This window comes from Micromonospora sp. DT43, assembly GCF_049841645.1.
Classification (GTDB): Bacteria; Actinomycetota; Actinomycetes; order Mycobacteriales; family Micromonosporaceae; genus Micromonospora.
On record NZ_JBNCKR010000002.1, the window covers coordinates 638,722 to 661,922 of the forward strand.

Here is a 23,201-nt window from a genome sequence, read left to right on the forward strand (position 1 = left end):
GGCTCCTTTGGTCATCGTCCGTAAACAGGCCCTAGCTGTCGCTGACGCCGGCGGGTTGGGCGATCCGTTCGCGGATCACCCGCCGCCACTGCTCGTAGGCCGGGCCAGTGCCGTGCCCGTCGCGCGCCGCGGCGTCGGCCAGCTCGGCGGCGGCCTCCGACGACAGGCCGGTCAGCGCCCGCACCGCCGTCTCGGTGTGCTCCGGGCAGTAGCCCGCCCACGTCCGCGCCTTGGCCGCGAAGACCGCTCCCTGGGCGAGGTGCGGGCCGTGCTCGGCGGCCAGCGCCCGCAACGACTCGAAGCCCGCGGTGTCGCATCCGCCGGCGAACGTCGCGGCCAGTCCCACACCGCTCCACAGGTCCGCGCGGCGCGGGGCCGCGAAGCCGTCGACGGTCGCCGACACCGCCGCCGGATCGGCCGCGTGCCGGAACCACAGCGCCCGGCCGACTCCCTGGTCGAACGCCCGTGGGAAGTAGTCGGCGTCCCCCTGCCAGGGGTACGGCCGGGGCCTCCGTTGCCCGACGATCCAGGTCTTCTGGTCGAAGTACGCCTTGTCGAAGCCGTAGCCGTCGACTGCCAGCCAGCTCATCGTCGGGTGGTACGGGATCCCGGTGAGGTCGGGCAGCACCTTGCGCCACAACACGCGCGGCAGCCGGGCCATCGCGAAGCCGATGCCGATGCAGGCGAGGAAGTAGTGCGGGCGCCCCGGCCCTTCCAGCAGCTCACGGGTACGGGAACCGCCGGCCGTCGCGTCGAGGACCGTGTAGGCCATCGTCGCGCCCTCGTAGGCGAAGCCACGGCGTTCCGGGTCCACGAGAGCGAGCCGGCGTTCCAGCTCGGCGACGCTCGGGCCCTCGATTCCCCACTCGAAGCCGCAGACCACCGCCTGTGGGATCGCCTCCAGGTGGACCGTGGTGGCGGAGGCCGTGACCGGGAATCCGAGCGCGGCGAAGGAGACCTGCTCCAGCGAAGGCGCGAGAACCATGCGGCGCATCGACCCGAACACTCTCGACATACCGGCCACCCTTCGTTCGGTGCCACGGCGGCGGTCACCGGGGCGATTTCATCCTCGCCGGGTTCGGGGAGCCGCGCGTCTCCGAGCGTGCCCGGTCGGTTCCGAGCCCTGTGCCGGGGCTTCCGAGGTGGTCGCGGACGGTCGGGACGGGCAGATTCCCGTCGTGGCCGCAGGCGTGGGATCCCGCTCCGCGTCGACAGTGCGATCGACGCGGAGCGGGATCATCGGCGGCTACCCGGGCGTCGTCGCCGGGTGGGTCCACCCGGCGACGACACTCGGTTCAGTTGGTTCGATCCGCGAACTGACCCGGCTCGCGGCCGGGGCCGGCGGGGCCCCGATAGGCCTGGGCGATCTCCAGCCAGTGCGTGGCGATCTCCCCCTGGGCACGGACCGCGAGATCGTCGCGGTGCCGGCGGCGGGTGACCAGGAGGCAGAAGTCCTCCGCGGGCCCGGTGACGCGCTCAGGCGACTCCGCGGGGCCGAACTCCCACAGCGCGCCCGACGGCGCGGTGATCTCGAAGCGGAACTCGACGTCCGGGGTTTCGAGGCCGCGCGCCTGGTAACCGAAGTCCCAGGTCCGTACCGCGAACCCCACGATCTGCCCGATCCGGTCGGTGAACGTACGCCGGACGCCGAGAGCGTCGGCGATGTCCTGCCCGTGGGCGAAGAGTTCCATCATCCCGGCCATGGCCAGTACCGCCGCCGGCAGCGGGCGTACCAACCAGGGGACGAGCTGGTTCATCGGCAGGGCGCCCAGCGACTTCTCGGCCCACGCCCGCTCGTCACGCCAGCGCCGCAACAACTCGGCCGGCTCCTCGGCAAGGTAGCCGGACAGCGCCGCTGTCACGTTGGCGTTGAAGTCGGCGCCCAGGCGTCCCGTCATGGCGACGAACTGGTCGGGGTCCGCTGCCGCCAGTCCGGCCATGCGGAACGTGGCCGCGAGGTGGGCGATCTGGTGGGCGACGGTCCAGCCGGGCGCGGGGGTCGGTAGCGCCCAGGCGGCCACATCGAGGCCGCTGACCAGACGGTCGAGGTCGTCGCCGTCGGCCGCCAGGTCGGCTATCACCTGGGGATGCTGTTGTTGGGTCACGGTTCTGCCTCTCAGTTCGATGACGTCCGGAGCGTTGGATCAGTGCCGAGGGGCGGTCGCGAGATCCGCGGGGGCCATCTGCCGGCGTCCGCCCAGCAGGGCGATGGCGATGACGAGCCCGAGGGCGGTGAAGATCGCGCAGGTGATGAACGCGGGGCGGAAGCCCGCCGCCGGCTCGGCGCTGGTCGAGAAGGAGACGAGCACTGTCGACACGATGGCGATCCCCAGACCGCCGCCGATCTCCTGGGAGGCGGCGTTCATCGCCGACGCGAGGCCGAGATCGGTCTCGGCGATACCGGCGAGAGCGGCCGCCGAGGCAGCCACCGTGCCGAGTCCCAGGCCGGCGCCGAAGACAAACAGCCCGATGAACAGCCCGACGGACGAGCCACCTGACGCCACGGCCTGCGCCAGCAGCAGGCTGCCCGCCCCGAGCAGGACGAGGCAGATCGCCGCGACCGGCCGGAAGCCGTACCGGGTGATGAACGACTGCCCGGCGTACGAGCCGACCAACGCCATCAGTGGCATGATCGACTGCCGGATGCCGGATTCCAGCGCGGTGTCCCCGAGCGGGCCCTGGGTGTACTGGGCGATCGCCAGCGACATCCCGAAGGCACACATGATCATGGCTGCCATGACCAGGTTGCCGCCGACCAGAGTCGCCGAGCGCAGCATCCGCAGCGGCAGCAGGGGCTCACTGGACCGGGCCTCGACGGCCACGAACACTCCGGCCAGCACGATCGCGGCGGCGAAGGTGCCCAGGGTCTGGACGCTGAGCCAGCCCTCCTCCGGCGCGGTCACCAGTGCGTAGATCACGAGCACGAGCGCCGCGGTGCTCGTCACGGCGCCCGCTACGTCGTACGTGCGCCTGACGTTCAGGTCCCTGCTCTCGCGGAGCAGGACCGGGATGAGGGCCAGCATCAGAAGTGCCACCGGCACGCTGACGAAGAAGACGGCGGGCCAGCCGAAGCTGCTGGTGAGCCAGCCACCGACGAGCAGACCCACCGTCGCGCCGACACCGGCGATGCCGGCCCAGCCGGCCAGGGCGAGGTGCCGCTCGCGGCCCTCGGGGAACATGCTGGTGAGGATCGAGAGCGCGGTAGGCGTCATCAGGGCCGCCGAGAGGCCGTGCAGGGCCCGGGCGGCGATGAGCACCTCACCGTTCCACGCGAAGCCCGAGGCCAGCGAGACCAGCAGGAACAGCACCGTGCCGACGAAGAACATCCGGCGACGCCCGAGCAGGTCGGCGGCTCGGCCACCGAGCAGCAGCAGGCCACCGAAGGTGACGAGGTTGGCACTGAGCACCCACTGGGCCGCGCTGGGCGTCAACTGGAGTTCGGTGCCGATCGTCGGCAGCGCCAGGATGACGATCTGCGAATCGAGGATGACCATGAAGTTCGCGGTGCACAGCAGGACGAGCGCCCACCATCGGCGCGAGTCCGGTGGCGCTACGGTGCCGGCGAGCTGAGCTGTGTCCATGTCGCAGTCCTTCGTCTCGATGGCTGGAGGGGTCAGCGCCGCGTGCGCAGCACGCGAGAGATGTTTGCGGGACGCATGAGTGCCTGCGGCGGGTCGACCAGGCCCGCGGAGCGCAGGAAGGCAGTCGTCAGCACGCCGTCGTGAGCCGCTGCCGCCTGCAGGCGGGGGGTGTAGAGATTGCCCATCCGCACCGTGCCGACCGTCGCCCCACGACACCGGGGAAGCCGAGGTCGGTTCCGGCTGAGATGTCCCAGGGCGCATCGATGAGCCGGGACAGGTCGCGAAAGAAGGCCCGCGGCGTCGGCGGACCGGAACGCACGTGCTCGCCAAGCCCGAAGAGGTCGTCGCGGTCGACGACGGTGACCCTCTCGCCCGAAGGCGACAAGACCCCCGCCGCCAGCGATCCGGCGACGCTGCCGCCGAGGACCACGGCATGCGCAATCAGCGGAATGCCCATTACCGTCAGCTCCTGGATTGGGATTAGAATCAATTGTTGCCGGTTAATGGTATCGACAGGAACCGTCAATTATTCTTCCAGAATGCTCTGTCCCGAAAATAGATTCCGCAAGCGTTTCCGGTCGGCCTTCGCATCGCTAACATGGTCCGCGGACGCCGCCGCGATATTCCCTGTGGCGAGGAATGGCGTTCCGTTCCGGTTACGACTGGCGTGCCGCCGAGACCCGGCTCAACGCCTTTCCGCAGATTCGGGCTGGACCATGCCGCGGGTCGCCGCCGCCTGGGCGGAGCTGATGGCCGGCCTGGGCTACGAGCGGTACGTCGTCCAGGGTGGCGACTTCGGCGCCTGGATCAGCCTGGTGCTGGCCGGCATCGACCACGAGCACGTCATCGGCGCGCACGTGAACTTCCTGCCGACGCCGCCCTCCGGCGATCCCGCCGACCTGGCCGGGCTGACCGAGGTCGAGGGGAACCGGCTGCGGCTGTTGATGAACTACGTCGAAGACCAGTCCGGGTACATGAAGCGACTCGGCCAAGGCTCCCGAGGAGGCGATCGACCGTGACCGGATCCTCACCAACGTGATGCTGTACCGGCTGACCGGCACCGGAGCCTCGTCGGCCCACTTCTACTACGGCAACGCCGAGCTGCTGCCCATCGCCAAGACGCCCCCGCCGCGCCCGCCGCCCCTGCCGGTGCCCCTGGGCGTGGCGATCTTCCCCCGTGACCCCGGACAGCCGGTCCGGCGCTTCGCCGAGCGCGGCTTCCCGAACATCGTGCAGTGGACCGAGTTCGACCGGGGTGGCCACTTCGCCGCCATGGAGCAGCCGAACCTGTTGGTCGGTGACCTGCGCTCGTTCGTCGCGACCCTGCGGAGCTGAACGCACGGCGAGGGCCCCGGATGTCGCGGCATCCAGGGGCCCTCGCCCCGTGCGGCCTGTCGACAGGCGCTACCGCGGAGGTGCGCGGCGGGGCGCTGGTCGGCGGACAAGCAGGATCGCCAGGACGACGACCGTGACTAAATTGATCAGGAGCAGTACCGCGCTGAGCCCGTCGACGCCGTGCTCGTGCTCGTGCCCGGCGTCCACGTCCGCGGCGCCGGACGCCCGGGTGCCGACGGCGAAGCGGATGACGCCGCTGGTCTGCCCGCCGGCGACGCCGATGACGTGGTAGGCGACCGTGTACGTGCCGTTGGCCTCGATGCGCACGGGCACGCGCAGGATGTCACCCGGCCCGGCGGTCACGGCACCGGAGTCCACCCGCCGCCCCGCGCTGTCGACGACCGAGAGGTGCGACAGCGCGGGGTCGGCGGCCGCCGACAGGTTCAGTCGTGCCTCGCCCGGAGCGATCGTCAGGCTCTGCGCGTCGGCGGGCGAACTGCCCAGGAGGCGTACCGCCGGCGCGCGGCCGGTGACCGCGACGAGCCAACCCAGTGGCAGCAGGACCAGCACGGCGGCGACGAGAAGGCGGGTCCGACGAGACACGGTCAGGCCGGTACGACGCTGGGGTGCGACTGCGTCTGCACACAGTTGCAGCGCGTCTGCTCCAGCTCCCGATCGTTCGGGCGCAGGTGCAGATACATCCCGATGATCATCGGCAGGAACACGACCGAGTTGTAGAACAGGTGCAGTTCGACGCGCGGATAGATCAGTTGCAGGACACTTGTCGGCACCGCCGCACCGAAGAAGTTGGTGTGCATCTGCGCCTGCAACAGCAACAGGAAGTGCTCGATGTGGTGCCAGAACTGGATCACCAGGGCGACCGTCCACCAGGTCCGGGCCCGGCCGACGAAGCCGGGTCGGAGCAGGAACAGTCCGACCAACATGACTAGCGCGTACCCGTAGTGCATCCATTCCGAGGTCACCAGCCACGGAAGGAACTGCCCGAGCACGCCGCGCGCCTGCGGGCGGGCCCAGCCGAGCACCCAGATCTGGTACGCCTGGACCAGGTGTTCGGCCCAGTGCGCGAGCGTGATTGCCAGGAAGCCACCGAGCGCTGCCCGGTGGTGGGCATGGTTGAGGGTGCGAACCGGTGCGACCACCATTCGGTTCTCCTATTCCGTGGGGTTCGATCCACGTGCCGCATCGCCGCAGCACGGGGGCCAACGAGAAACGACAGTGGTTCCCACCGACGTTGGCACTTCGCACGCGCCTCTCAGGACCCGCGAGACACGCCAGCGCCATTGTCAGGCCAGAGATGTCCGTCGTTCTTCTTCTCGTGTGCGCTGTGGCGGACGCCGATCTGACGGGCTGCGGCGAAGCTGGCCCAGGCGGCCACGTCGACAAGCGTGGCGTCCGCCGGGTGGTGCCGACGGAACTCCTCGACGACCTCGGGGCCGACGCGGTAGGAGGCGAACGCGCTCAGCAGCGCGAGGCGTGCCGCCGCTCGCTGCGGCGCGGCCAGCGACTCGATCAGCTCCTCGCACCAGCGGGTGCTGAGACCGGCGTCCTCCCCCGCCCATCCGTCGAGCCGGGTCTGCACGAGGCGGCGGACCGCGGGGTCGAGCGAGCGCTCCCCGGCGACCTCGAAGACGCGGTAGGACCGGGCCATCGCGTCCGCGATCCGCGGGCTGCCCGAGGCCCAGCTCACGTCCGAGGTCGGCGTCGCCGCGTCGAGCAGTCGGGTGGCTCGACCGGCGACGTGCTGTCCCCGGAGGGTGGGCCGGAGCACGCGGCCGAGCCCCTGATTGAGCCGGCGCCGCGCGCGCGGGCCGAGGCCCTGCGGTAGCAGTGAGTTGGCGAGGAAGACGTTTACCACGCGGCTCAGGTAGTGGAAACCCACCACGACACCGACCAGCTCGGCGCGTTCCACCTCGGACAGGTCGGGTGGCAGCGGCGGTCCGTCGCAACGGTGTGCGCCTCGGGCCCACTGCACGATGCGGCGCGTCCGGATGTCGTCGATGCCGTCCGGCCGGTCGGCGGCGATCGCCTCGGCGTCGCGCTCGCCGGAGAGTTCGAAGAGGCCGGCCACGTGCAGATCGGCGCAGTAGGGACAGGTGTTGGCCACGGACACCGTCGCCGCGACCGCTTCCTTGACCGCGCGGTCCACCACGCCGGCCGGCAACAGCGGCTCCCGGGTGATGGCCCAGTAGGCCGCCAGGACGTCGGCGGACGGCGAATGCAGCAACGCCGGAGGCACCACGATCTGATATTCCTCGGCGACCTGGCGGTACACCGCGGCGACGAGTCCGCGTGCCGTCGTGGCGGGCACGACGGTAAGGAATTTGACGTGCTTCTGAGCGACCGAGGACGCGACCCGTCTCGCCACCATCAGGACCTCCCGCGTCGATTCGCCGATTGCTCCCGCTGTCAGCGGGCGGGGGACGCTTACCGCGCACCAGCCGAGCCCCCGCGGCCGGCTCGGCCGCCTCCTGCCATCCGGGTCGGCGCACTCAGGCGGCCGCGCCCACCCGGTCCCGCACCGCGGCACTGCCGTGCTGGGCCTGGCTCAGCGCGTACTTGCGCGCGTCGAGCAGGGCAAGCAGCACGGGCGGATCCAGTGCGCTGCTGCGCCGCAGCTCCATGTCCGCGGTGACCTTCGAGTCGACGCGGACCGTGAGCGGGCCGTACGTCGCGACCGAGACGGCACGATCGGCCACGTCGGCGCCGTCGGATTCGGCCGACACCGACTGGGCCAACAGGTACCAGGAGCCCAGGGGAACCGCGTCGAAGTGGACCCAGCCCGGTTGCTGCAGCACGGCGCACCGCACCGGACGGCCTTCCGGGATACGGCCGCTGAACAGACCGACGAAAATGAGCTGTTGGCCGTCGTCTTCGGCGAGGCGGACCTGGCACGACACCTGGCCGCTCGACGAGCGCCCGGAGCGCCACTCGAAATGCGGGCGGATGGACTGCGTGTAGCCGGCGTGTCGGCGGAACGCGGTGGGCGACATACCGACGCTGCGGCTGAACCGCCAACTGAACGTACCGACGCTGTTGTATCCCACGCGGACGCTGATGTCCGCGACGTTCATCGACGTGGTGATGAGCAGGTCCTTCGCCCGCTGCAGGCGCAGCGCCGAGAGGAAGCGAGCCGGTGAAACTCCGGTCACCCGCCGAAAGATGCGTGTGAAGTGGAATTTGCTGAACATTGCGGCGCGGGCCATGTCATCGACGGTCAACTGTTCGCCCATGCGGTCGTGCATCGCCGCGACTGCGCGCAGTACCGCTTGCTCGGAAACGTCTTTCATGACACTCCCCCGAACGCTGTTCCGCTGAACCATTCAACTCGTGGCAGTCAGATATGCGCGCCTACCTGACAATTGAATGCAGAAGCCAAAACAGTAGATTGGTTTGGTCGGATGATCTCCCGACTTATGGCAACACTATCCGACGTCTGGTCGGCAATCAACCCTGTGTGAGCGCGCGACGCAATCGTGGAGAAGCGGCAGGTATTGGCGCTACTGGATATGGATAGCGTGTATCACCGGTATATGAAGACCTCGTGGCCGGGACGGCCCCAGCTCGCCCGGCGTCCCGTCCACCGGCGCGAGAACCAAATTCGATCATCAATCGCACTGCTGAGCGCGCCCGAGACCGGTCACGGTGGGCGATGGGCACGGGCGCTTGACCGATCCGACCGTGGGCCTGCCCCACCTCCTGGCGTCGCCCACCGACCAGGCGCCGACACCCGCCGTCGATGCCGCTCGCATACGTGATCAGCACGCCGTCACGGTCTCAGGTACCGGTCTCAGCCAGGGCTTCCATGGTGGCCAGTTCTATTTGTGCGGGCGACCGCGACAAGGGGAGAGGAGCGCGCCGACGGTCACCTGTATCCGTTCACCAGCCAGTGACGCAGGTGATTGGGAGGCGCACTCTGGTCACTAACAGTGTTTGTGTGGTAATTGAGGGTTGCCGAAGTATGTCCGAGTCTCCTAGTCTCCTATCGGACGGCGCAACCATCAGCCCTTCGATTGCGCCTCCGGCACCACGCTCGGAAGGAGCCGATCACCCGTGCTTATCGGTCCCCACCAGCCCAGGACAGCCACGACGACCACCGCCGGCAGCGACGCCGCAACCACCGCGTTATTTCCGCGGCGCAGCCACGGCTAGCACGAGCGTCGCGATCCATGGGCCTGACACGTTGACCACGGGGAGCCACGATGCGAATTTCTGACTTGAGTCGGCAGTCCGGGGTGCCGGTCGGGACGATCAAGTTCTACCTGCGCGAACATCTCCTACCACCTGGCGAACCGACAGGACGCAACCAGGCACTTTACAACAAGAATCACCTACGACGTCTTCGACTCATCAAGATATTCACCTCAATCGGTGAACTCGATCTCACGTCGGTACGGCGGCTCCTGATCGCCGCCGAAGAGGAACACCTGCCGTCGATCGAGTTGTTCGAGGTGCTCAACCAGGTGTCGATGGCAGGCAAGGACACCGCCACCGAGGAGGACGAGAGCCTCGAGCTGGCCCGCGCCGACGCGAACCGCATCATCGAATCGTCCGGCTGGGAGGTCGACCCGGATGCCGCGGCCCGCACACATCTCACACTCGCGCTCGCCGCGATGCGGCGTCTGGGTTGCGACTGCGATCCGGACTTTCTCGACGTCTATCGGGACGCAGCCGATCGGCTCGCCCGGCACGAGGTCGGTCGCATCGCGAACGACCACACGGCCCGCATCGAGGCCCTCGCGCGCAACGTCCTGCTACACCAGGCATTCGCGGCGATGCGCCAGATGGGACAGCAACATCACCTGTCCCGCCGATTCGGCCTCGTGCCGGCAAACCAGGGAACGGCCGAGGACAGCGACCGCTCATGACACCGCCGGAGCCGGTGCGCCGAGCCGCACTTGTCGACCGATGAGGCCGTCGACCCGGCGGGGCGTCGCCGACGGCCCGCCCGAGACGACCGCCTGCCGCAGGCCCCGAGCCGCTCACTCACGCGTGAGGGCCGGCCACCTGGCCGGCCCTCAGAACTGACTACTCAGGCTGGGTCACGCGGGCAGTTCTGGTAGACCGCGAGCACCCACGCGTCGTCGCGCTTGACGAGGATCCAGGAGGCCCGGATTGCGTCCGCGGAGGCCAGCTCGGTGCTCCCGGCCGCGATCACCCCGCCGACGGTCAACAGGGCGACCGCACCGGGCCCGAGAGGCTTGACGTCGATCGGCTGCCCGGTGACGGTCGTGCCGGCGTACACGCCCTGGTAGGCGTCCGCCATGTAGTCGCGAATGGCCGTACGGCCCTTCACGTACACGCCCGGGAGGATGAGCGTGCCGTCCTCGGCGAACAGGTCGGCGAAGGCGTCGGCGTCGTGTGCCGACCAGGCCTTCACCATTCGGGCCGACACCGCGCCGATCGCCGCCTGATCCGATCCGTCCAGGACCGGAACTTCCGTTCTGGTGGTCATCTGCTACCTGCTTCCGTCGGCTGTTCATCGATGACAACTGATGACCATCGTGGCCGGATCCGCGCCGTCCTGGCGTCTTCCAGCGTGCGGCGGGTCGGTAGGGCGCAACGTCCGAGAAGTGCCGGCGCCGGGCCCAGATTTTCGCTGCTGCTGTCGATCTACCGCCCGCGCGACCCGTCGTAATGTAGAGGCCACCATCCAGGGGGCCGGCACATGACAGGACATGAGACATGGCCAAGTACATGATCCTCATCTACGGCGACGCCCAGCAGTGGGACGCGATGACCGACGAGCAGTGGAAGGCGCACGACGCGGCGCACGAGGCGTTCGTCGCCAAGGCCGGCACGCAGATCATCGACGGCCAGCAGCTGGAGATGGCGCCAACGGCCACCACGCTGCGCTCGGACTCGGCGGGCCAGATCCAGACGACCGACGGCCCGTTCCTGGAGACCAAGGAGGCACTCGGCGGCTACTACCTGATCGAGGCGACCGACCTGGACGAGGTTCTGTCGATGGCGACGCTGCTTCCCGAGGTGCACGCTTCGCACAGCGGTGTGGAGATCCGCCCGGTGGTCGACCACGGCTGACGTGGCCGACCCACGGATGAAGCACGAGGTGGTCGCGGCGGTCGCCCAGGCGCACCGCCGCGACTGGGCCCAGGTGTTCAGCACCACGGCCCATCTGACCCGTGACCTCGACCTCGCCGAGGAGTGCACGCAGGACGCGTTCGCACAGGCCCTGGAGACCTGGGCGGAGACCGGTGTCCCCGACCGACCGGGCGCCTGGCTGACCACCATCGCGCGCAACCGGGCCCGCGACGTCCTGCGCCGCGAGTCGGTGCTCCGTCGCAAGATGCCGCTGCTCGTCGCCGACGAGACCACGCCGGGGCCGGAGGACGGCCTGGTCGACGACCGGCTGCGCCTCATCTTCACCTGCTCGCACCCGGCACTGGCCCGGGAGGCGCAGGTCGCCCTGACGCTGCGACTGGTCTGCGGGTTGTCCACGCCCGAGGTGGCCCGCGCGTTCCTGGTGCAGCCGAGCACCATGGCAGCCCGGATCACCCGGGCCAAGAAGAAGATCGCCGCGGCCCGCATTCCGTACCGCGTGCCGGGCCCGGACCAGCTCGAGGAGCGGGTGAGCGCCGTCCTGGAGGTCGTCCATCTGATCTTCACCACCGGCCACACGGCGCCGCTCGGCGCGCAACTGGTTCGCCAGGATCTGGTGGACAGCGCGATCAGCCTGGCCCGCATGCTGCATCTGCTCATGCCCACCAACGCCGAGATCAGCGCGCTTCTCGCGCTGCTGCTGCTCAACGCCTCGCGCCAGGACACCCGCATGTCCGCCGACGGGCGCCTGGTGCTGTTGTCCGAGCAGGATCGCTCGCGCTGGAACCGGCAGCTCATCGCCGAGGGCCGGTCGTTGGTGACCGACGCGCTGCGCCGGCGGCCACCGACGCGGTACGCGCTGGAGGCCGCGATAGCAGCGCTGCACGCCGAGGCGCCGAGCTGGCGGGACACCGACTGGGCCCAGATCGTCGCGCTCTACGACGCCCTGTTCCGGCTCTGGCCCTCGCCCGTGGTCGATCTCAACCGGGCCGTCGCGATCGGGCTCCGCGACGGCCCCCGGGCAGGCCTCGACGCGCTGAATCCCCTGCTCGCCGATCCGGCACTGGCCACGTACGGATACCTCAGTGCCGCCCGGGCCGACTTCCTGCGCCAGTTGGGGCAGTGGTCGCAGGCCCGGACGGCCTACGAGGAGGCGCTGACCCTCACCGACAACGACATCGAGCGCGCCTTCCTCAGCGAGCGCTTGACCGAAGTGGAGCGGAATCTGTGAGCGCCAGCACCGCACGGACGGTCTCGTAGAAACCGTCGACGCCGTGCTGGCCGCGGCGGTTCACGCATGAGCTGCCGAAGGGTCTCCGACAGCAGGTCGGCCTGGTTGTAGGTCGCGATGATGACGGATGCCCGCCGCCGGTGGCGCATGGTTCTCCTTCGCATGGTCGGTTCCGTCCTTCGAACTGGCCTACGGGTTCACGAGGAGACCGGGCCGGCGTACGAGATGGTCCGCCGGCCGATCCGGTCGGCCTCGGCCAGGATCTCCGCACTCCAGGTGCCCCACATGCCGGCCATCCGGGAGGTGATGACGACCGTGTCGACGCTGTCGTCGGCCAGCAGCGTGTGCACCCCGACGGCGTGGTAGCCGCTGTGGTTGCCCGAGCGCACCGCACGGCCGAGGAGTTGGTCGTCGAAGTCGACGAGGACCGCGCCGCTCACCACCTCGGGCAGCTCGGCGCCGCACCCGATGATGGCTACCGACTCGTCGGCCGGCACGTCCGCCAGGGTCTTGGCGATCTCGTCGGCGACGCTCAGGCCGCCGGCCTGCTTCCGCCAGTCGAGAAGCTCCCGGTACGACTGCTCCCAGGCCCAGAACTCCCCCTTGTCGAGCATCACGGCCAGGCCCAGCTCGACCATCGGCTCCGGGAACTTGCTCAGGAACATCCGCATGTTCACGAAGAGCGCGTCGACGTTGGCCTTGTGGTCGCGCTCGTGCGGCGCCACCACGACCCAGGCGTCCGGCGCGACCTCGATCGTCAGGCCGCCACGCTGCAGTCGGAGCGCCAGCTCCATGTCCTCGCCGCCCCAGCCCTCGAACTTCTCCTCGAAGCCGCCGACCCGGCGAAAGTCGTCGGTCCGCACCGACGCGTTCAAGGTCCAGAATGCCTGCCAGGCCACCAGCCGCCTGCTCAGGTCCATGTCGCAGTCGGCGAAGTAGGACTGGCGGACATCCTGGAATTCGGGCAGGTCGCGGAACCGCTCCACAGCCGTCTCCGGGAGCATCTGCGCGAGAAGCTCGTCCACCCGCGCCGTCGGCACCTCGGGGTTGTAGCCGTAGCTGAGCCCGATGACGGCCCGGCGCGACTCGCCGCCCTCGTGGGCGGCCAGGTGCGCGGCGAGGAACTCCGGACCCACCATCGAACCGGTGTCCAGGGTGACCAGCAGCGCGCCGGCAGCGAGCCGGATCGCCGCGTTGCGCGCGGCGGCGGCGCGGAATCCCCGGTCCTCCTGGAAGACGTACTTGACCTGGAGGGTGTCGGCGAAGGACCGCGCCACCTCGGCGGTGCGATCGGTCGACCCGTCATCGCCGATGATCACCTCGAACTCGTCGGTGGGAATCGTCTGCCGGACGAGGTAGCGCAGTGTCTCGGCGAGCAGGTCGGCCTGGTTGTAGGTGGCGATGATGACGGATACCCGGATCCGGCGGCCCATGTCTTACTCCCTCGTGTGGTCGGTCAGCGGTACGCCTCGGTCTGGATGGCGAACATCTCCGCGTAGGGGCCGCCGGCGCGCATCCGTCGACCACGGTGCCGTCGACCCGCCGCGCCAGCAGCTCACCCAGCACCAGGCTGGACGTGATGACGAACGCGATGGGCAACGCGGCGAGGAGCAGGTTGAGCAGCAGGAGCGCGCCGAGAAGCCCGAAACCCCCTCGCGGCATCAGGCGGAGGATGCGCGCACGCGCGGTTATCAGTCCCCACAGCCTGCTGCGCATCATCATCGATCTCTCTACTCGACCGCCGGTGCTGTCACCTCTCCGACGAACGTCGAGCGGTCGAGATCGACACGACTGTCGACATCAATCGAGGAACATGGTGCGAGCGGACGCGCGGCGGACCAACGCCGCACTGTGGAAGAGGGCAGCTCAGGCATCGGCCTCGATGGCGAAGGTGTTGCCGTCCGGGTCCTGGAACCAGGCGATACGACCACCGCCGGCCCGCTCGGTGATCCCCTTCGAGTCGTGGTCGAGCTGCTCGTAGCGGACGAACTCGACGCCGGCCGAGGACAGCTCGTCGACGATCTCGTCGATGTCGTCGACGTACCACGTCGCCAGCGTCGCCGGGGTCTTCCCCGCGGTGACCGACTGGTACACGTTGAGCGCCGGCCCGCCACCGGACGCGTAGATGCGGCTGCCGTCGGGGATGGTGGCGCTGGGCGCGGACCGCAGCGACACCAGGCCGAGCCGGCCCTCGTAGAAGGCGACCGCCCTCGCGATGTCCGACACGGCGACAGATGTCCTCAGGTGGTGTGCGTTCAATGGCATGACCCACCCTGGCACGGACGGCGGGCCCCCACACGTGACGCGGGGCGGGTTCGGCGTGGTGCCGAGCCCGCCCCGCGTCGGGGGGTGGTGGTGTCAGCGTTGCAGGGTGAGCAGACCGGGGCGGTACGGCAGGAGGCCGTAGGGGACACCGTCGGAGCTGGGGGAACGACCCTGGTAGAGCAGTTGCAGGTTGCAGGCGTCGACGGTCATCGTCTGGTCGGCGCTGGTGCGCAGCAGCTCACCGTGGCTGATGTCGTTGGTCCAGGTGGCACCACTGTTGACCTTGCCAGCGAACGGGTTGCTCTGCGTCGCGGCCTGCGGCGTCCACGTACCGTTCAGGCTGGTGGCCGTGAACGAGCGGAAGTAGCGGCCGGTCGAACCGATTGCCTCGACGATCATGAGGTACTTGTTCAGACCCTGCAGCTTGTAGACCTGCGGGGCCTCGAACAGGTTGTTCTGCGTGTCGCTCATGATGGTCGTGTAGCTGCTGCCGAAGTTACCGGGGAAGTTCCCGATCGGCATGCTGGTCCGGTAGATCTTGCCGTTGTCGCCGGCGAAGAACAGGTACATGGTCGTGTCGTCGGCGATGACCGTCTGGTCGATCGGCCCCGTGCCCGAACCGGTGATGCTCCCGGTGAACATCGGCTGCGCCGCGGACCAGCCGTTCGGGTTGGTCGGGTTGGTCGAGGTCCGGTAGTGGAACGCCGCCCCGGCCCCCCACTGGTAGGTGAGCACCCAGATGTTCTTCGGCGCGAAGTAGAACAACGACGGCGCGACGGTCCCCGAGTTCATCCCGGTCTGGGTGGCCGAGGCCATCTGCGACCAGTTCGAGAAGAGGCTGAAGTTCATCGAACCCCAGCTGTCGCCGAAGTCGTGCGTGGTGGCGTAGACCAACTGCTGGCCGTTGTACGGGGCGACGGTGAAGTCCTTCAACGACACCCAACCCGACTTCGGCTGCGCCAGCGCACCTGTCGACGACCACCGGTACGACGACGGCAGATCACACGTGCCGCCCGGGGGTGGCGTGGTGGGCGGCGGCGTCGTGGGGTTGCCCCCGCCGTCGACGCGCACGAGCTGCCACTGCTGGTTGGTGCCGTTCCAGTCGTCGTACTGCACGATGTTGCCACCGTCAGCGGTCGAGGCGCCCTGCACCTCCATCGCCTTGTTGCTGTTGCGGTTGACCAACCGCACGTACCCGCTGTCCGAATCGGTCAACCGGAACTGCTGGTTGGTGCCGTTGTTGTCCGACCACTGCACGATCGCACCGCCGTTGGCCGTCGAGCGGCCGGACACGTCCAGCACCTTGCCCGACAACCTCGACTTGATCCGGTAGTAGCCGCCTCCGGAGTCCACGAACTGCCACTGCTGCTGGTTACCGTTGTTACGCGTCCACTGGGTGATCCGCGCACCGTCGTTCGTGGCCAGGTTGTACACGTCCACGGCCTTGCCACTGTTGCGGTTCACCAACACGTACCAGGCGCTCGTGTCCACGGTCGCCGCGGCCGCGGGTGACGACACCGCCATCGCGGCGGCACCGGCGACCACCACCGCTGCCGCGCCGGCGGCGACCGCTCGCACCAACCACCCGCGCCGCCGCGCGGGCGGTGCTGTCGACGGAGACCTACCAAAGGCAGACATGATCCTCCTCAATCACCAAAAGCCGAACGGCCACCCGAAGCTGGGCGCACCGCGACACGCGACCGGGTGCATGCGTCGGAAATGTTCGCGCTAACAAGATCCCCGGGCATGCTGTGGACGCACGTCTGAACCAAGGTTGACGAAGCACGCCCGCCCCGTAAGCCGCAGCCGTCGTCGTCCTTGACCATCGACTGTGAGCGATAACATGCTGTTCGTCAAGTCGTAACATTGGCGGTACATGGGGCCCGTCGGCTCACACCACGCACGACTTGACTGATCGACGCCGGTCACCCGCAGCCGCCACGCCGTGCACGGTCAGCGCCCCGGGAAGGCCCACCCGGCGCTCGAGAATGGTCGACGCTAACATCGACGCCCGCACATGACCTGGTGGCGGCCCTCGCGCACCGGCGCCAGACGTCGGGCAGACGCGGCACCGAACCACGCCATCGGGCACACGGCCCTGTCGGTGCGCAGTCTGCCCGCCGCCGTGGCGGTCACCGTGGTGCGAAATCCCCGAGAGCCGGGATCCGGAGCTGGTGGCTCCGGACCCCGGGCTCGGATGTTCAGGGGCTCGTGCAGGTGAGGTTGCCGGGCGGGGTGTCGCCGTTGCCGGTGGCGGTGAACCCGAAGGTGGTCGAGGCGTTCGGCCCCAGCGTGCCGTTGTAGGCGGCGTTGCGGACGGTGACGTCGCCGGTGGTGCCCGTGTTGGTGCCGCTCCAGAGGCTGCTGATGGCCTGGCCGCTGCCCAGCGTCAGGCGTACGGTCCAACCGCTGAGCGCGGTGGCGGTGTTGTTGGCGACGGTGACCTCACCCTGGAAACCGCCCGGCCAGGCGTTGACCGCCCGGTAGGTGGCGACGCAGCCACCCGGTTCACCGGTCGGAGGCGGCGTCGTGGGCGGGGCGGTCGTGGGAGGGGCCGTCGTCGGCGGGGCAGTCGTGGGAGGGGCCGTCGTCGGCGGGGCAGTCGTCGGCGGGGCGGTCGTCGGCGGCGTGGTGGACTGGAACTGGGTGAAGAATCGCCAGATCTCCGCCGAGGTCCACGTCCGGGAGTCGTTGGGGCTGGACGACCCGTCGACCGGGCTCGGGGTGTGGTCGCCGTCGAACGCGGCCCACTGCACGGGATAACCCGAGCGGCAACCGGCGTAGGTGGTGGTGATGTGGGTGAGGCTGCCCCTGCTGGGCTCGCGCGGGCTCTGTGCGGTGCAGCCGTTGTTCCGGACGAACGTGTCGCGCAGCGCCCTGCCCTGGGAGATGTTCAGCACGCTGTCGTAGATGCCGTGGATGCCGAAGTACGCGACGGGCTGGGTGCCGCCGTTACAGCCGCTGAGGTTGGCACCGGAGAGCACGGTGACCGCGCGGATGACTGTGGGTCGGGCGCAGGCCACCGCGTAGCTCATGGCCCCGCCGTAGCTCCAGCCCAGGGCGAAACGCTGGGTCGTGTCGACGCAGAGGTCGTTCTCGACCTGCCGGGAGATGTCGTCGAACAGGGTCAGGTCCCGGCCGTTCGTGTTGGCCCAACCCGCGTTGATGCCCTGGGGCGCGACGAAGATCGTGCTGTTGTTCGACAACGGCGCCAGCCCGTAGTAGCCGGCCGAGGCGACGTTGTTGGCCGAGCCGTTCAGCCAGTGGAAACCGAAGACCAGTCGGTACGGACGGTTCCGGTCGTAACCGCCCGGGATCTGGAGGATGTAGGTGCGATTCTGGCCGCTGCTGGAAATCGTGCGCGTCCCGCTGGTGAGTGTGGGCGCCTTGCCACAGCCTGCGGTCGCCGCGAGGGTGCCGTTCGTGGCAGCCGCCGCCTCGGTGCCGAACCCGCCCCGCAGCGCACCGCCGGTCGCCGCGACGAGAACCGCGGCGGCCGCGACGTACGAGAGGAGTTGTCTCCGTCCAACCATTGCTCGACTCCTTGCCGTTGATCGTCCGTCCGACAGGCACCTCGCCGTCAACGAGTCGGTTCGCGCCGGTACGCGTACCGGCAGGCTCCAAAGCCGCTGCGGCGTACACGGGTCGCGTACGGGCCGTACCGTCGCTGCCGGGTTGTCCGTGACGGGGCAAGGAAGCGGGGCATGCAGCCGGACCGGGGGCGTCCGGCGACCGCCTGCGGTCGCCTGGCAGTGGCGGAGCGGCCCGGACTGATCACCGACCGGCGAGGCGGCGGGAGGGGCGAGCCCTCGGCGTGCCTGCGCCGATTGACTGAGGTGACGGGGAGCGTGCCCTTCACTCCCGCGCCGAAAGATAGCATGTTATCGATAACATGCTCAACCGGCCGAGTGCCGCGCAACGGACCACAGCGGACGGACCGACCCGCCCCGAAGCGTGCCGGTCAGGCCGCCGGCGCGCCTTCCGGAGGCCGGTGGCCTCGCGGCACGAACCGCATCGTCCGCCACCGGGTAACCGGCAGCGGAACGCAGCTCACCTCTGCGTGTCCCGCGATCGCGGCACCAGGTCGGTGACCTGGTTCAGTCTGACCCCCAGGTCGCAGACCTCGTCGCGCATGGTCCGGGTTCCGCCGTTCTGCATGGCGTGCATGGCGTCGCAGGCGCGTCGCCACGCCCGGCAGGCGCCGGGCACGTCATCGAGGTCCAGGAGCGCCGCGCAGAGCAGGGCCGACGCCTCGAAGACGCCGATCCGGCTCTGCGACTGGACGGCCGCCTCGACCGCCTGCTCAAGCTGGTCCCGGGCCTGGCGCTGGCAGCCCAGCAGGCCAAGACACTCGGCGATCACGATGCGGATCGCGGGCTCGTCCGTCCTCCGATCGGACTTCTCGCTGCGGGCGAGCGCCTCCGTGAGGCACGACATGGCCTCGCCGAGAGCGCCGAGCCGGACAAGTGACCGTCCCCGGGCCGCAGCCGCCCGGATCTCACCGTGCTCGACGCCGGCGGCGCGGTACAGGAACAGCGCTCTCTCGTTCTCCGCGAGCGCACGCTCGTGCCGGCCCAACTGGCCGTGGATCCGTTGCGCGGCGGCGTGGACGTCGCCCAGCTCGGGGATCATGCCGTGCTCCGCGAAGGTCTTGCGCGCGCGCGAGAGCAGATCGAGCGCCTCGTCGTGGTTGGCGAAGTAGTAGCAGGAGTCCGCCAGGCCCCGCATGGCGTGGGCCGCACCGACTTCGTCCCCGCTGTCCCGGGCGGACCTCAACGCCACACGCATCATGTCCTGCCAGTCGTGAAACCGACCGGTGAGCTGCAACCACGGCGTGACGGCGAGGGCCAGTTGCCACGGCGAGACGCCGAAGGCGCCCTCGGCCGCGCGCCGCACCGCCTCCGGCAGGACGTCACGGTGCTCCTCGAACCAGCGCATCGCCTCGTCGTACGACCCGGGATGCCCCACCACCACCCCGTCGGCCGCCGGGGTCGGCACGATCGTCGGGCTCATCGGGGCCAACCTGGTCGCGGCGTGGTAGCTGCTGTGCAGATAGTGCTGCAACAACCGGCTGACCGCCGCATCCCGGTCCGGCTCCTCGGCCAGGAGAAGCTCCTGCGCGTACGCCCTGATCAGGACGTGCGACGTGAACCGGCCCTCATCGTCCTCGTCGAGCATCGCCGCGTCGGCGAGTTCCCGCAGCATCGCGCGCGCGGCCCGGGGCGGAGTCTCGGCCATGCTGGCGAGGGCCTCGGCCGAGATACCGGGAGCCATGGCGGCGGAGGACAGCCGAAAGACGCGGGCGGCCTCCGGGCTGAGCTGACGGTACGACCAGGCGAACGCGGCACGCGGGTCGCATCCGCCGTGGCTGCTGGCGAAGGCGGCGAGCCGCCGTGTTCCGTCACGGAGTTCGGCAGCCACGTCCGCCAGGGCGAGTCGCGGGCGCGCGCTCAGCCGCCCCGCGAGGATCGCCAACGCCAGCGGGAGGCGGCCGCACAACTCGATGATGTCGTCGAGAACGCCGGCCGCAGACGCGCTGGCTCCCAGGGAGCGGTTCGGCGCGTGCTCGAGCCGGCGTTGGATCAGCTCGCGGGCGGTCGGCATGTCCGGAGGGTCGAGATGCAAGAGACGGGCGCCGTCGAGCGCGGCCAGCTCGACGAGCGGCTTGCGGCTCGTCACGAGGACCAGACACGCCGGGGAGTTCGGCAGCAACGCGCGCACCTGCGCGGCATCCCGCGCGTTGTCCAGGAGCAGCAGGAGGCTCTTGCCGGCGGTGAGGCTCCGGTAGATGCCGACGCGCGCGGCGCGCGTCTCCGGAACGCTGGACATGTGGAAGCCCTGCGACGACAGCAGGGATCCCAGCGCGTCGGATGCGGACAGGCTGTCGGTGTCGGCCTGGTCTCCCCGCAGGTCGAGGTAGAGCTGACCATCGGTGAAGTCCGGCGCGACCAGGTGGGCGAAATGCCCGGCCAGCGTGGACTTCCCCACCCCGCCCATGCCGTCCAGGGCGACGATCAGCGGGCCGGTCCGTCCCGCATCGGCCCGACCGTCGTGCAGACCGGCGAGAGTCGCGAGTTCCGCGGTGCGCCCGACGAACGCGGGCAGGTCGGGTGGTAGCTGCGCGGGTCGTACCAGCGGCGTCGATATTTGACGCACGCTCGGCCGGGGATCACCATCGCCCACGCCGTTCCCGGTCACCGACGGCGCCGCCTGGGTCAGCACCCGCAGGTGCGCCGCTTCCAGTGCGCCGCCGGGATCGATACCCAGATCGTCGGCGAGGCGGGAACGCACCGTCCGGAACGTCTCCAGCGCCTCGGCCTGATGCCCGGCCGCGCCCAGGGCCGAGATGAGACTCGCCTGCACGGGTTCGTTCAACGGCGCCATCGAGGCAGCCAGTCGCAGGTGGTGGAGGACCAACGCCGGACGGTGCAGCCCCACCGCGAGTTCCGCCGCGGACACGCACGCTCCGAGGAACTCACGGTCGAGAGCGGCGAAGATCGACGTTGCGGCCGTTCCGGAGCCGTACGAATCACCCGCTGGTCCGCGCCACAGCTCCAGCGCCTCGACATAACGGTCGAGCGCCTCGTCCCGATCCCGCACGGCGAGACTCGCCCGGGCGGCACCGGTGAGCTCACGGAAGTTGACCAGGTCCAGCGTGCCCGGGCCCGGCGCGAACAGGTAACCGCCACCGTGGCGCCGCAGGTACGAGCCGATTGCCCGCGGCGGAAGCGAGGGTTCCATCAGCCGGCGCAGGGTGCCGACGTACTTGTGGATGACGTTGATGGCGCTGGCGGGCGCCTCCTCACCCCAGAGGAGCTCGATCAGAGTGTTCACGCTGATCGGTCGCCCCGCTCGCGCCAGGAGCAGAGCCAGCAGGCGGCACTGCTGCCGAGGCCCGGCGTTCACCTCCACGCCGTCGCGCCAGAAGCGCAGGGGGCCCAGGATCTGGAAGCGCAGACTGCCGCCTACCGACCGTGCTCCGTCGTCGGCGCGACGGGCACCGGCCGATTTCGACAATGCGATCTCCTGCTTCTCTGGACAGATCGTGAACATCCCGGACGAGCTGACAAGTCTACGACCGGTCCACGCCGAACGAGCCGATGGTCACAGCGAAACGGACACCGGCGAAACGGCGCCCGAGCAGCGGCATAAATCGTCCGCACTACGTCCCAAGAACCGGGCCATTGTCCGATTCGGGCGTGCCTCACCACTATTTCAGAGTTTGTCAACTGCCTGTTGTCAGGATGTGTCTGGCAGGACTCACCCATCGAGGACAGGCACCATGACCGCGTCAGAACGCACCACCCGGCCCGGCCCGGTTTCCCGCACCACGGCGTACGAACCCCGTCCGGCCGCCGCAGCGCCGGGTCTCCGGAAAGGGCCGACCCTGTTCGCACTGGCCCTGGGCACCTTCGCCATCGGCACCGGCGAGTTCGGCAGCAACGGGATCATCCAACTCTTCGCCGCCGACCTGGACGCATCCATACCGGTCGCCACCTACGCCATCAGCGCGTACGCCTTCGGTGTCATGATCGGTTCGCCGGCGATCACGCTTCTCGCGGCCCGGGCCAACCGCCGTACCCTCCTGCTGGGCCTGATCGCGCTCTTCCTGGTCGGCAACGTCCTCTCGGCAGTGGCCCCGAACATCGCGACCCTCGTCGTCTTCCGCTTCATCACCGGGAGCGTGCAGGGCGCCTACTTCGGCGCCGGAGCGGTCGTCGCCGCCTACGTGTACGGCCCCGGCAAGGGTGGACGGGCCTTCGCAACCGTGATGGGTGGCCTGACCGTTGCCACAGTCCTCGGCTCGCCGCTCGGCACCCTCGTCGGCCAGCACGCGGGATGGCGCGCCACCTACTGGACGGTGATCGGTCTGGGTCTGCTGGCCGGCGCGGCGCTGTTGGCGTGGCTGCCCCGCACCGACGACCTGCGCGGCGGCTCCGTCGCACACGAGCTCGGCGCGCTCCGACGACTCCACGTCTGGCTCATGGTCGCGGTCGCGGCGCTCGGCATCTCCAGCATCTTCGCCGTCTACACCTTCATCGGGCCGTTCATCACCGACGCCGCGCGGCAGAGCCCGTCGCTCATCCCCGTCGCCCTCGCCGTCTTCGGCCTCGGCATGGCGTTCGGGAACTACTTCGGTGGTCAGGCCGCCGACCGGCACGGCAGCCGCCCGCTGATCTACGGCTTCGGCTACGTCCTGGTACTCCTCGTGGCCATCGGACTCTTCGGCACCGAGATTCTGATCCTCCTGCCGGCGCTGTTCGGCGTCGGAGCGACAATGATGTTCGCCATTCCCACCATCCAGGTGCGGTTGACCGAATTCGCACCCGAAGCACCCACCCTCATGGGCGCGCTCAACCTGGCCGCTCTCAACCTCGCGAATTCGCTCGGCGCGATCGGCGGCGCCGTCACCCTCGGCGCCCGATGGGGAACCCTCTCCACGGTGTGGGCGGGATTCGTCCTCACCACCGCGGGTCTGATCCTCTACCTCACCACCGTCGGCCGGAAAAGGACAGCATTAACTCCCACACGCTCACCGGCATGATCGGTTGCCCGCGTCGCCGCCGGCGCAGCCCTTCGATATCGCAGCGAAGGCCTCTTTTCGAGTCCTAGACTGCGAGCGTGCACGGCGGGGCCGCCCCCTGCCCAGGGTCTGTGTCAAGCCTCTGGCCGGCCTATAGCGGGCCCAGTTCGACCGAGGACTTTGACAC

20 protein-coding genes are annotated in these 23,201 nt (G+C 69.5%); 6 read left to right on the top strand and 14 right to left on the bottom strand.

Translation table 11 applies throughout. The features are described from left to right. Positions 1-31: 31 nt before the first annotated feature. The 4 genes from ACLQ26_RS06895 to ACLQ26_RS06910 all read right to left on the bottom strand — a co-directional run bounded on the left by ACLQ26_RS06895 (position 32) and on the right by ACLQ26_RS06910 (position 4,038). A complete protein-coding gene (locus tag ACLQ26_RS06895) occupies positions 32-1,015 on the bottom strand; it encodes a DUF1702 family protein (protein WP_425743629.1) in 984 nt (327 codons plus the stop codon). 280 nt (positions 1,016-1,295) lie between these two features. Then, entirely contained in the window at positions 1,296-2,105 is an 810-nt protein-coding gene (locus ACLQ26_RS06900) for a TIGR03084 family metal-binding protein (protein WP_425743630.1), read from the bottom strand. A 39-nt stretch (positions 2,106-2,144) separates the two neighbouring features. Then, positions 2,145-3,581 (bottom strand): MFS transporter, encoded by a 1,437-nt coding sequence (locus ACLQ26_RS06905; protein WP_425743631.1) that lies wholly within the window; start codon positions 3,579-3,581, stop codon positions 2,145-2,147. A 127-nt stretch (positions 3,582-3,708) separates the two neighbouring features. Beyond that, positions 3,709-4,038: a hypothetical protein gene (locus ACLQ26_RS06910; RefSeq protein ID WP_425743632.1), complete on the bottom strand. Its 330-nt coding sequence runs from the start codon at positions 4,036-4,038 to the stop codon at positions 3,709-3,711. A 259-nt stretch (positions 4,039-4,297) separates the two neighbouring features. Here ACLQ26_RS06910 and ACLQ26_RS06915 point away from each other — a divergent pair, with 259 nt between their 5' ends. Continuing rightward, complete coding sequence (locus ACLQ26_RS06915) at positions 4,298-4,600, top strand: alpha/beta fold hydrolase (protein WP_425743633.1); 303 nt, start codon at positions 4,298-4,300, stop codon at positions 4,598-4,600. Between the two features lie 16 nt (positions 4,601-4,616). Beyond that, on the top strand, positions 4,617-4,916 hold the full coding sequence (locus ACLQ26_RS06920; RefSeq protein ID WP_425743634.1) for an alpha/beta fold hydrolase: 300 nt from the start codon (positions 4,617-4,619) through the stop codon (positions 4,914-4,916). A gap of 69 nt (positions 4,917-4,985) precedes the next feature. Here ACLQ26_RS06920 and ACLQ26_RS06925 read toward each other — a convergent pair whose 3' ends face one another. The 4 genes from ACLQ26_RS06925 to ACLQ26_RS06940 form a co-directional block, all read right to left on the bottom strand. Continuing rightward, positions 4,986-5,519, bottom strand: coding sequence for a copper resistance CopC family protein (locus ACLQ26_RS06925; protein ID WP_425743635.1), 534 nt, complete (start codon positions 5,517-5,519; stop codon positions 4,986-4,988). 2 nt (positions 5,520-5,521) lie between these two features. Further along, positions 5,522-6,079 carry a hypothetical protein gene (locus ACLQ26_RS06930; RefSeq protein WP_425743636.1) on the bottom strand — a complete coding sequence of 186 codons (558 nt, stop codon included), beginning with the start codon at positions 6,077-6,079 and terminating at the stop codon, positions 5,522-5,524. A 110-nt stretch (positions 6,080-6,189) separates the two neighbouring features. Further along, positions 6,190-7,305, bottom strand: coding sequence for a carboxymuconolactone decarboxylase family protein (locus tag ACLQ26_RS06935; protein ID WP_425743637.1), 1,116 nt, complete (start codon positions 7,303-7,305; stop codon positions 6,190-6,192). A 121-nt stretch (positions 7,306-7,426) separates the two neighbouring features. After that, positions 7,427-8,224, bottom strand: a complete 798-nt coding sequence (locus tag ACLQ26_RS06940; RefSeq protein ID WP_425743787.1) for a helix-turn-helix domain-containing protein — start codon at positions 8,222-8,224, stop codon at positions 7,427-7,429. A gap of 912 nt (positions 8,225-9,136) precedes the next feature. On the opposite strand from ACLQ26_RS06940, the gene ACLQ26_RS06945 reads away from it, so the two are divergent. Next, entirely contained in the window at positions 9,137-9,802 is a 666-nt protein-coding gene (locus ACLQ26_RS06945; protein WP_425743638.1) for a MerR family transcriptional regulator, read from the top strand. Between the two features lie 164 nt (positions 9,803-9,966). Here ACLQ26_RS06945 and ACLQ26_RS06950 read toward each other — a convergent pair whose 3' ends face one another. Further along, positions 9,967-10,389, bottom strand: a complete 423-nt coding sequence (locus ACLQ26_RS06950; RefSeq protein ID WP_425743639.1) for an SgcJ/EcaC family oxidoreductase — start codon at positions 10,387-10,389, stop codon at positions 9,967-9,969. A 230-nt stretch (positions 10,390-10,619) separates the two neighbouring features. Between ACLQ26_RS06950 and ACLQ26_RS06955 the strand changes: the two genes are divergently transcribed. Both ACLQ26_RS06955 and ACLQ26_RS06960 read left to right on the top strand, forming a co-directional pair. Further along, on the top strand, positions 10,620-10,976 hold the full coding sequence (locus ACLQ26_RS06955; protein ID WP_425743640.1) for a YciI family protein: 357 nt from the start codon (positions 10,620-10,622) through the stop codon (positions 10,974-10,976). 73 nt (positions 10,977-11,049) lie between these two features. After that, positions 11,050-12,225 (top strand): RNA polymerase sigma factor, encoded by a 1,176-nt coding sequence (locus ACLQ26_RS06960; RefSeq protein WP_425743788.1) that lies wholly within the window; start codon positions 11,050-11,052, stop codon positions 12,223-12,225. A 197-nt stretch (positions 12,226-12,422) separates the two neighbouring features. On the opposite strand, the gene ACLQ26_RS06965 is transcribed toward ACLQ26_RS06960, so the two are convergent. From ACLQ26_RS06965 to ACLQ26_RS06985, 5 genes are all read right to left on the bottom strand, one after another. Further along, entirely contained in the window at positions 12,423-13,658 is a 1,236-nt protein-coding gene (locus ACLQ26_RS06965) for a glycosyltransferase (RefSeq protein ID WP_425743641.1), read from the bottom strand. 433 nt (positions 13,659-14,091) lie between these two features. Further along, on the bottom strand, positions 14,092-14,451 hold the full coding sequence (locus tag ACLQ26_RS06970) for a VOC family protein (protein ID WP_425743642.1): 360 nt from the start codon (positions 14,449-14,451) through the stop codon (positions 14,092-14,094). Positions 14,452-14,583: 132 nt separating this feature from the next. Then, positions 14,584-16,128 (bottom strand): non-reducing end alpha-L-arabinofuranosidase family hydrolase, encoded by a 1,545-nt coding sequence (locus ACLQ26_RS06975; RefSeq protein WP_425743643.1) that lies wholly within the window; start codon positions 16,126-16,128, stop codon positions 14,584-14,586. 563 nt (positions 16,129-16,691) lie between these two features. Beyond that, positions 16,692-18,023, bottom strand: a complete 1,332-nt coding sequence (locus tag ACLQ26_RS06980; RefSeq protein ID WP_425743644.1) for a cellulose binding domain-containing protein — start codon at positions 18,021-18,023, stop codon at positions 16,692-16,694. A gap of 517 nt (positions 18,024-18,540) precedes the next feature. Beyond that, positions 18,541-21,507, bottom strand: coding sequence for an AfsR/SARP family transcriptional regulator (locus ACLQ26_RS06985; protein WP_425743645.1), 2,967 nt, complete (start codon positions 21,505-21,507; stop codon positions 18,541-18,543). Between the two features lie 265 nt (positions 21,508-21,772). On the opposite strand from ACLQ26_RS06985, the gene ACLQ26_RS06990 reads away from it, so the two are divergent. Then, complete coding sequence (locus ACLQ26_RS06990) at positions 21,773-23,035, top strand: MFS transporter (RefSeq protein ID WP_425743646.1); 1,263 nt, start codon at positions 21,773-21,775, stop codon at positions 23,033-23,035. Positions 23,036-23,201 lie beyond the last annotated feature (166 nt).

Bases quoted from the DNA above. Each gene is read 5' to 3' on its own strand.
- ACLQ26_RS06905 (WP_425743631.1), bottom strand. From the start codon at position 3,581: ATGGACACAGCTCAGCTCGCCGGCACCGTAGCGCCACCGGACTCGCGC.
- ACLQ26_RS06935 (WP_425743637.1), bottom strand. From the start codon at position 7,305: ATGGTGGCGAGACGGGTCGCGTCCTCGGTCGCTCAGAAGCACGTCAAA.
- ACLQ26_RS06930 (WP_425743636.1), bottom strand. From the start codon at position 6,079: ATGGTGGTCGCACCGGTTCGCACCCTCAACCATGCCCACCACCGGGCA.
- ACLQ26_RS06940 (WP_425743787.1), bottom strand. From the start codon at position 8,224: ATGAAAGACGTTTCCGAGCAAGCGGTACTGCGCGCAGTCGCGGCGATG.
- ACLQ26_RS06915 (WP_425743633.1), top strand. From the start codon at position 4,298: ATGCCGCGGGTCGCCGCCGCCTGGGCGGAGCTGATGGCCGGCCTGGGC.
- ACLQ26_RS06965 (WP_425743641.1), bottom strand. From the start codon at position 13,658: ATGGGCCGCCGGATCCGGGTATCCGTCATCATCGCCACCTACAACCAG.
- ACLQ26_RS06990 (WP_425743646.1), top strand. From the start codon at position 21,773: ATGACCGCGTCAGAACGCACCACCCGGCCCGGCCCGGTTTCCCGCACC.
- ACLQ26_RS06950 (WP_425743639.1), bottom strand. From the start codon at position 10,389: ATGACCACCAGAACGGAAGTTCCGGTCCTGGACGGATCGGATCAGGCG.
- ACLQ26_RS06945 (WP_425743638.1), top strand. From the start codon at position 9,137: ATGCGAATTTCTGACTTGAGTCGGCAGTCCGGGGTGCCGGTCGGGACG.
- ACLQ26_RS06975 (WP_425743643.1), bottom strand. From the start codon at position 16,128: ATGTCTGCCTTTGGTAGGTCTCCGTCGACAGCACCGCCCGCGCGGCGG.
- ACLQ26_RS06980 (WP_425743644.1), bottom strand. From the start codon at position 18,023: ATGGTTGGACGGAGACAACTCCTCTCGTACGTCGCGGCCGCCGCGGTT.
- ACLQ26_RS06895 (WP_425743629.1), bottom strand. From the start codon at position 1,015: ATGTCGAGAGTGTTCGGGTCGATGCGCCGCATGGTTCTCGCGCCTTCG.
- ACLQ26_RS06910 (WP_425743632.1), bottom strand. From the start codon at position 4,038: ATGGGCATTCCGCTGATTGCGCATGCCGTGGTCCTCGGCGGCAGCGTC.
- ACLQ26_RS06955 (WP_425743640.1), top strand. From the start codon at position 10,620: ATGGCCAAGTACATGATCCTCATCTACGGCGACGCCCAGCAGTGGGAC.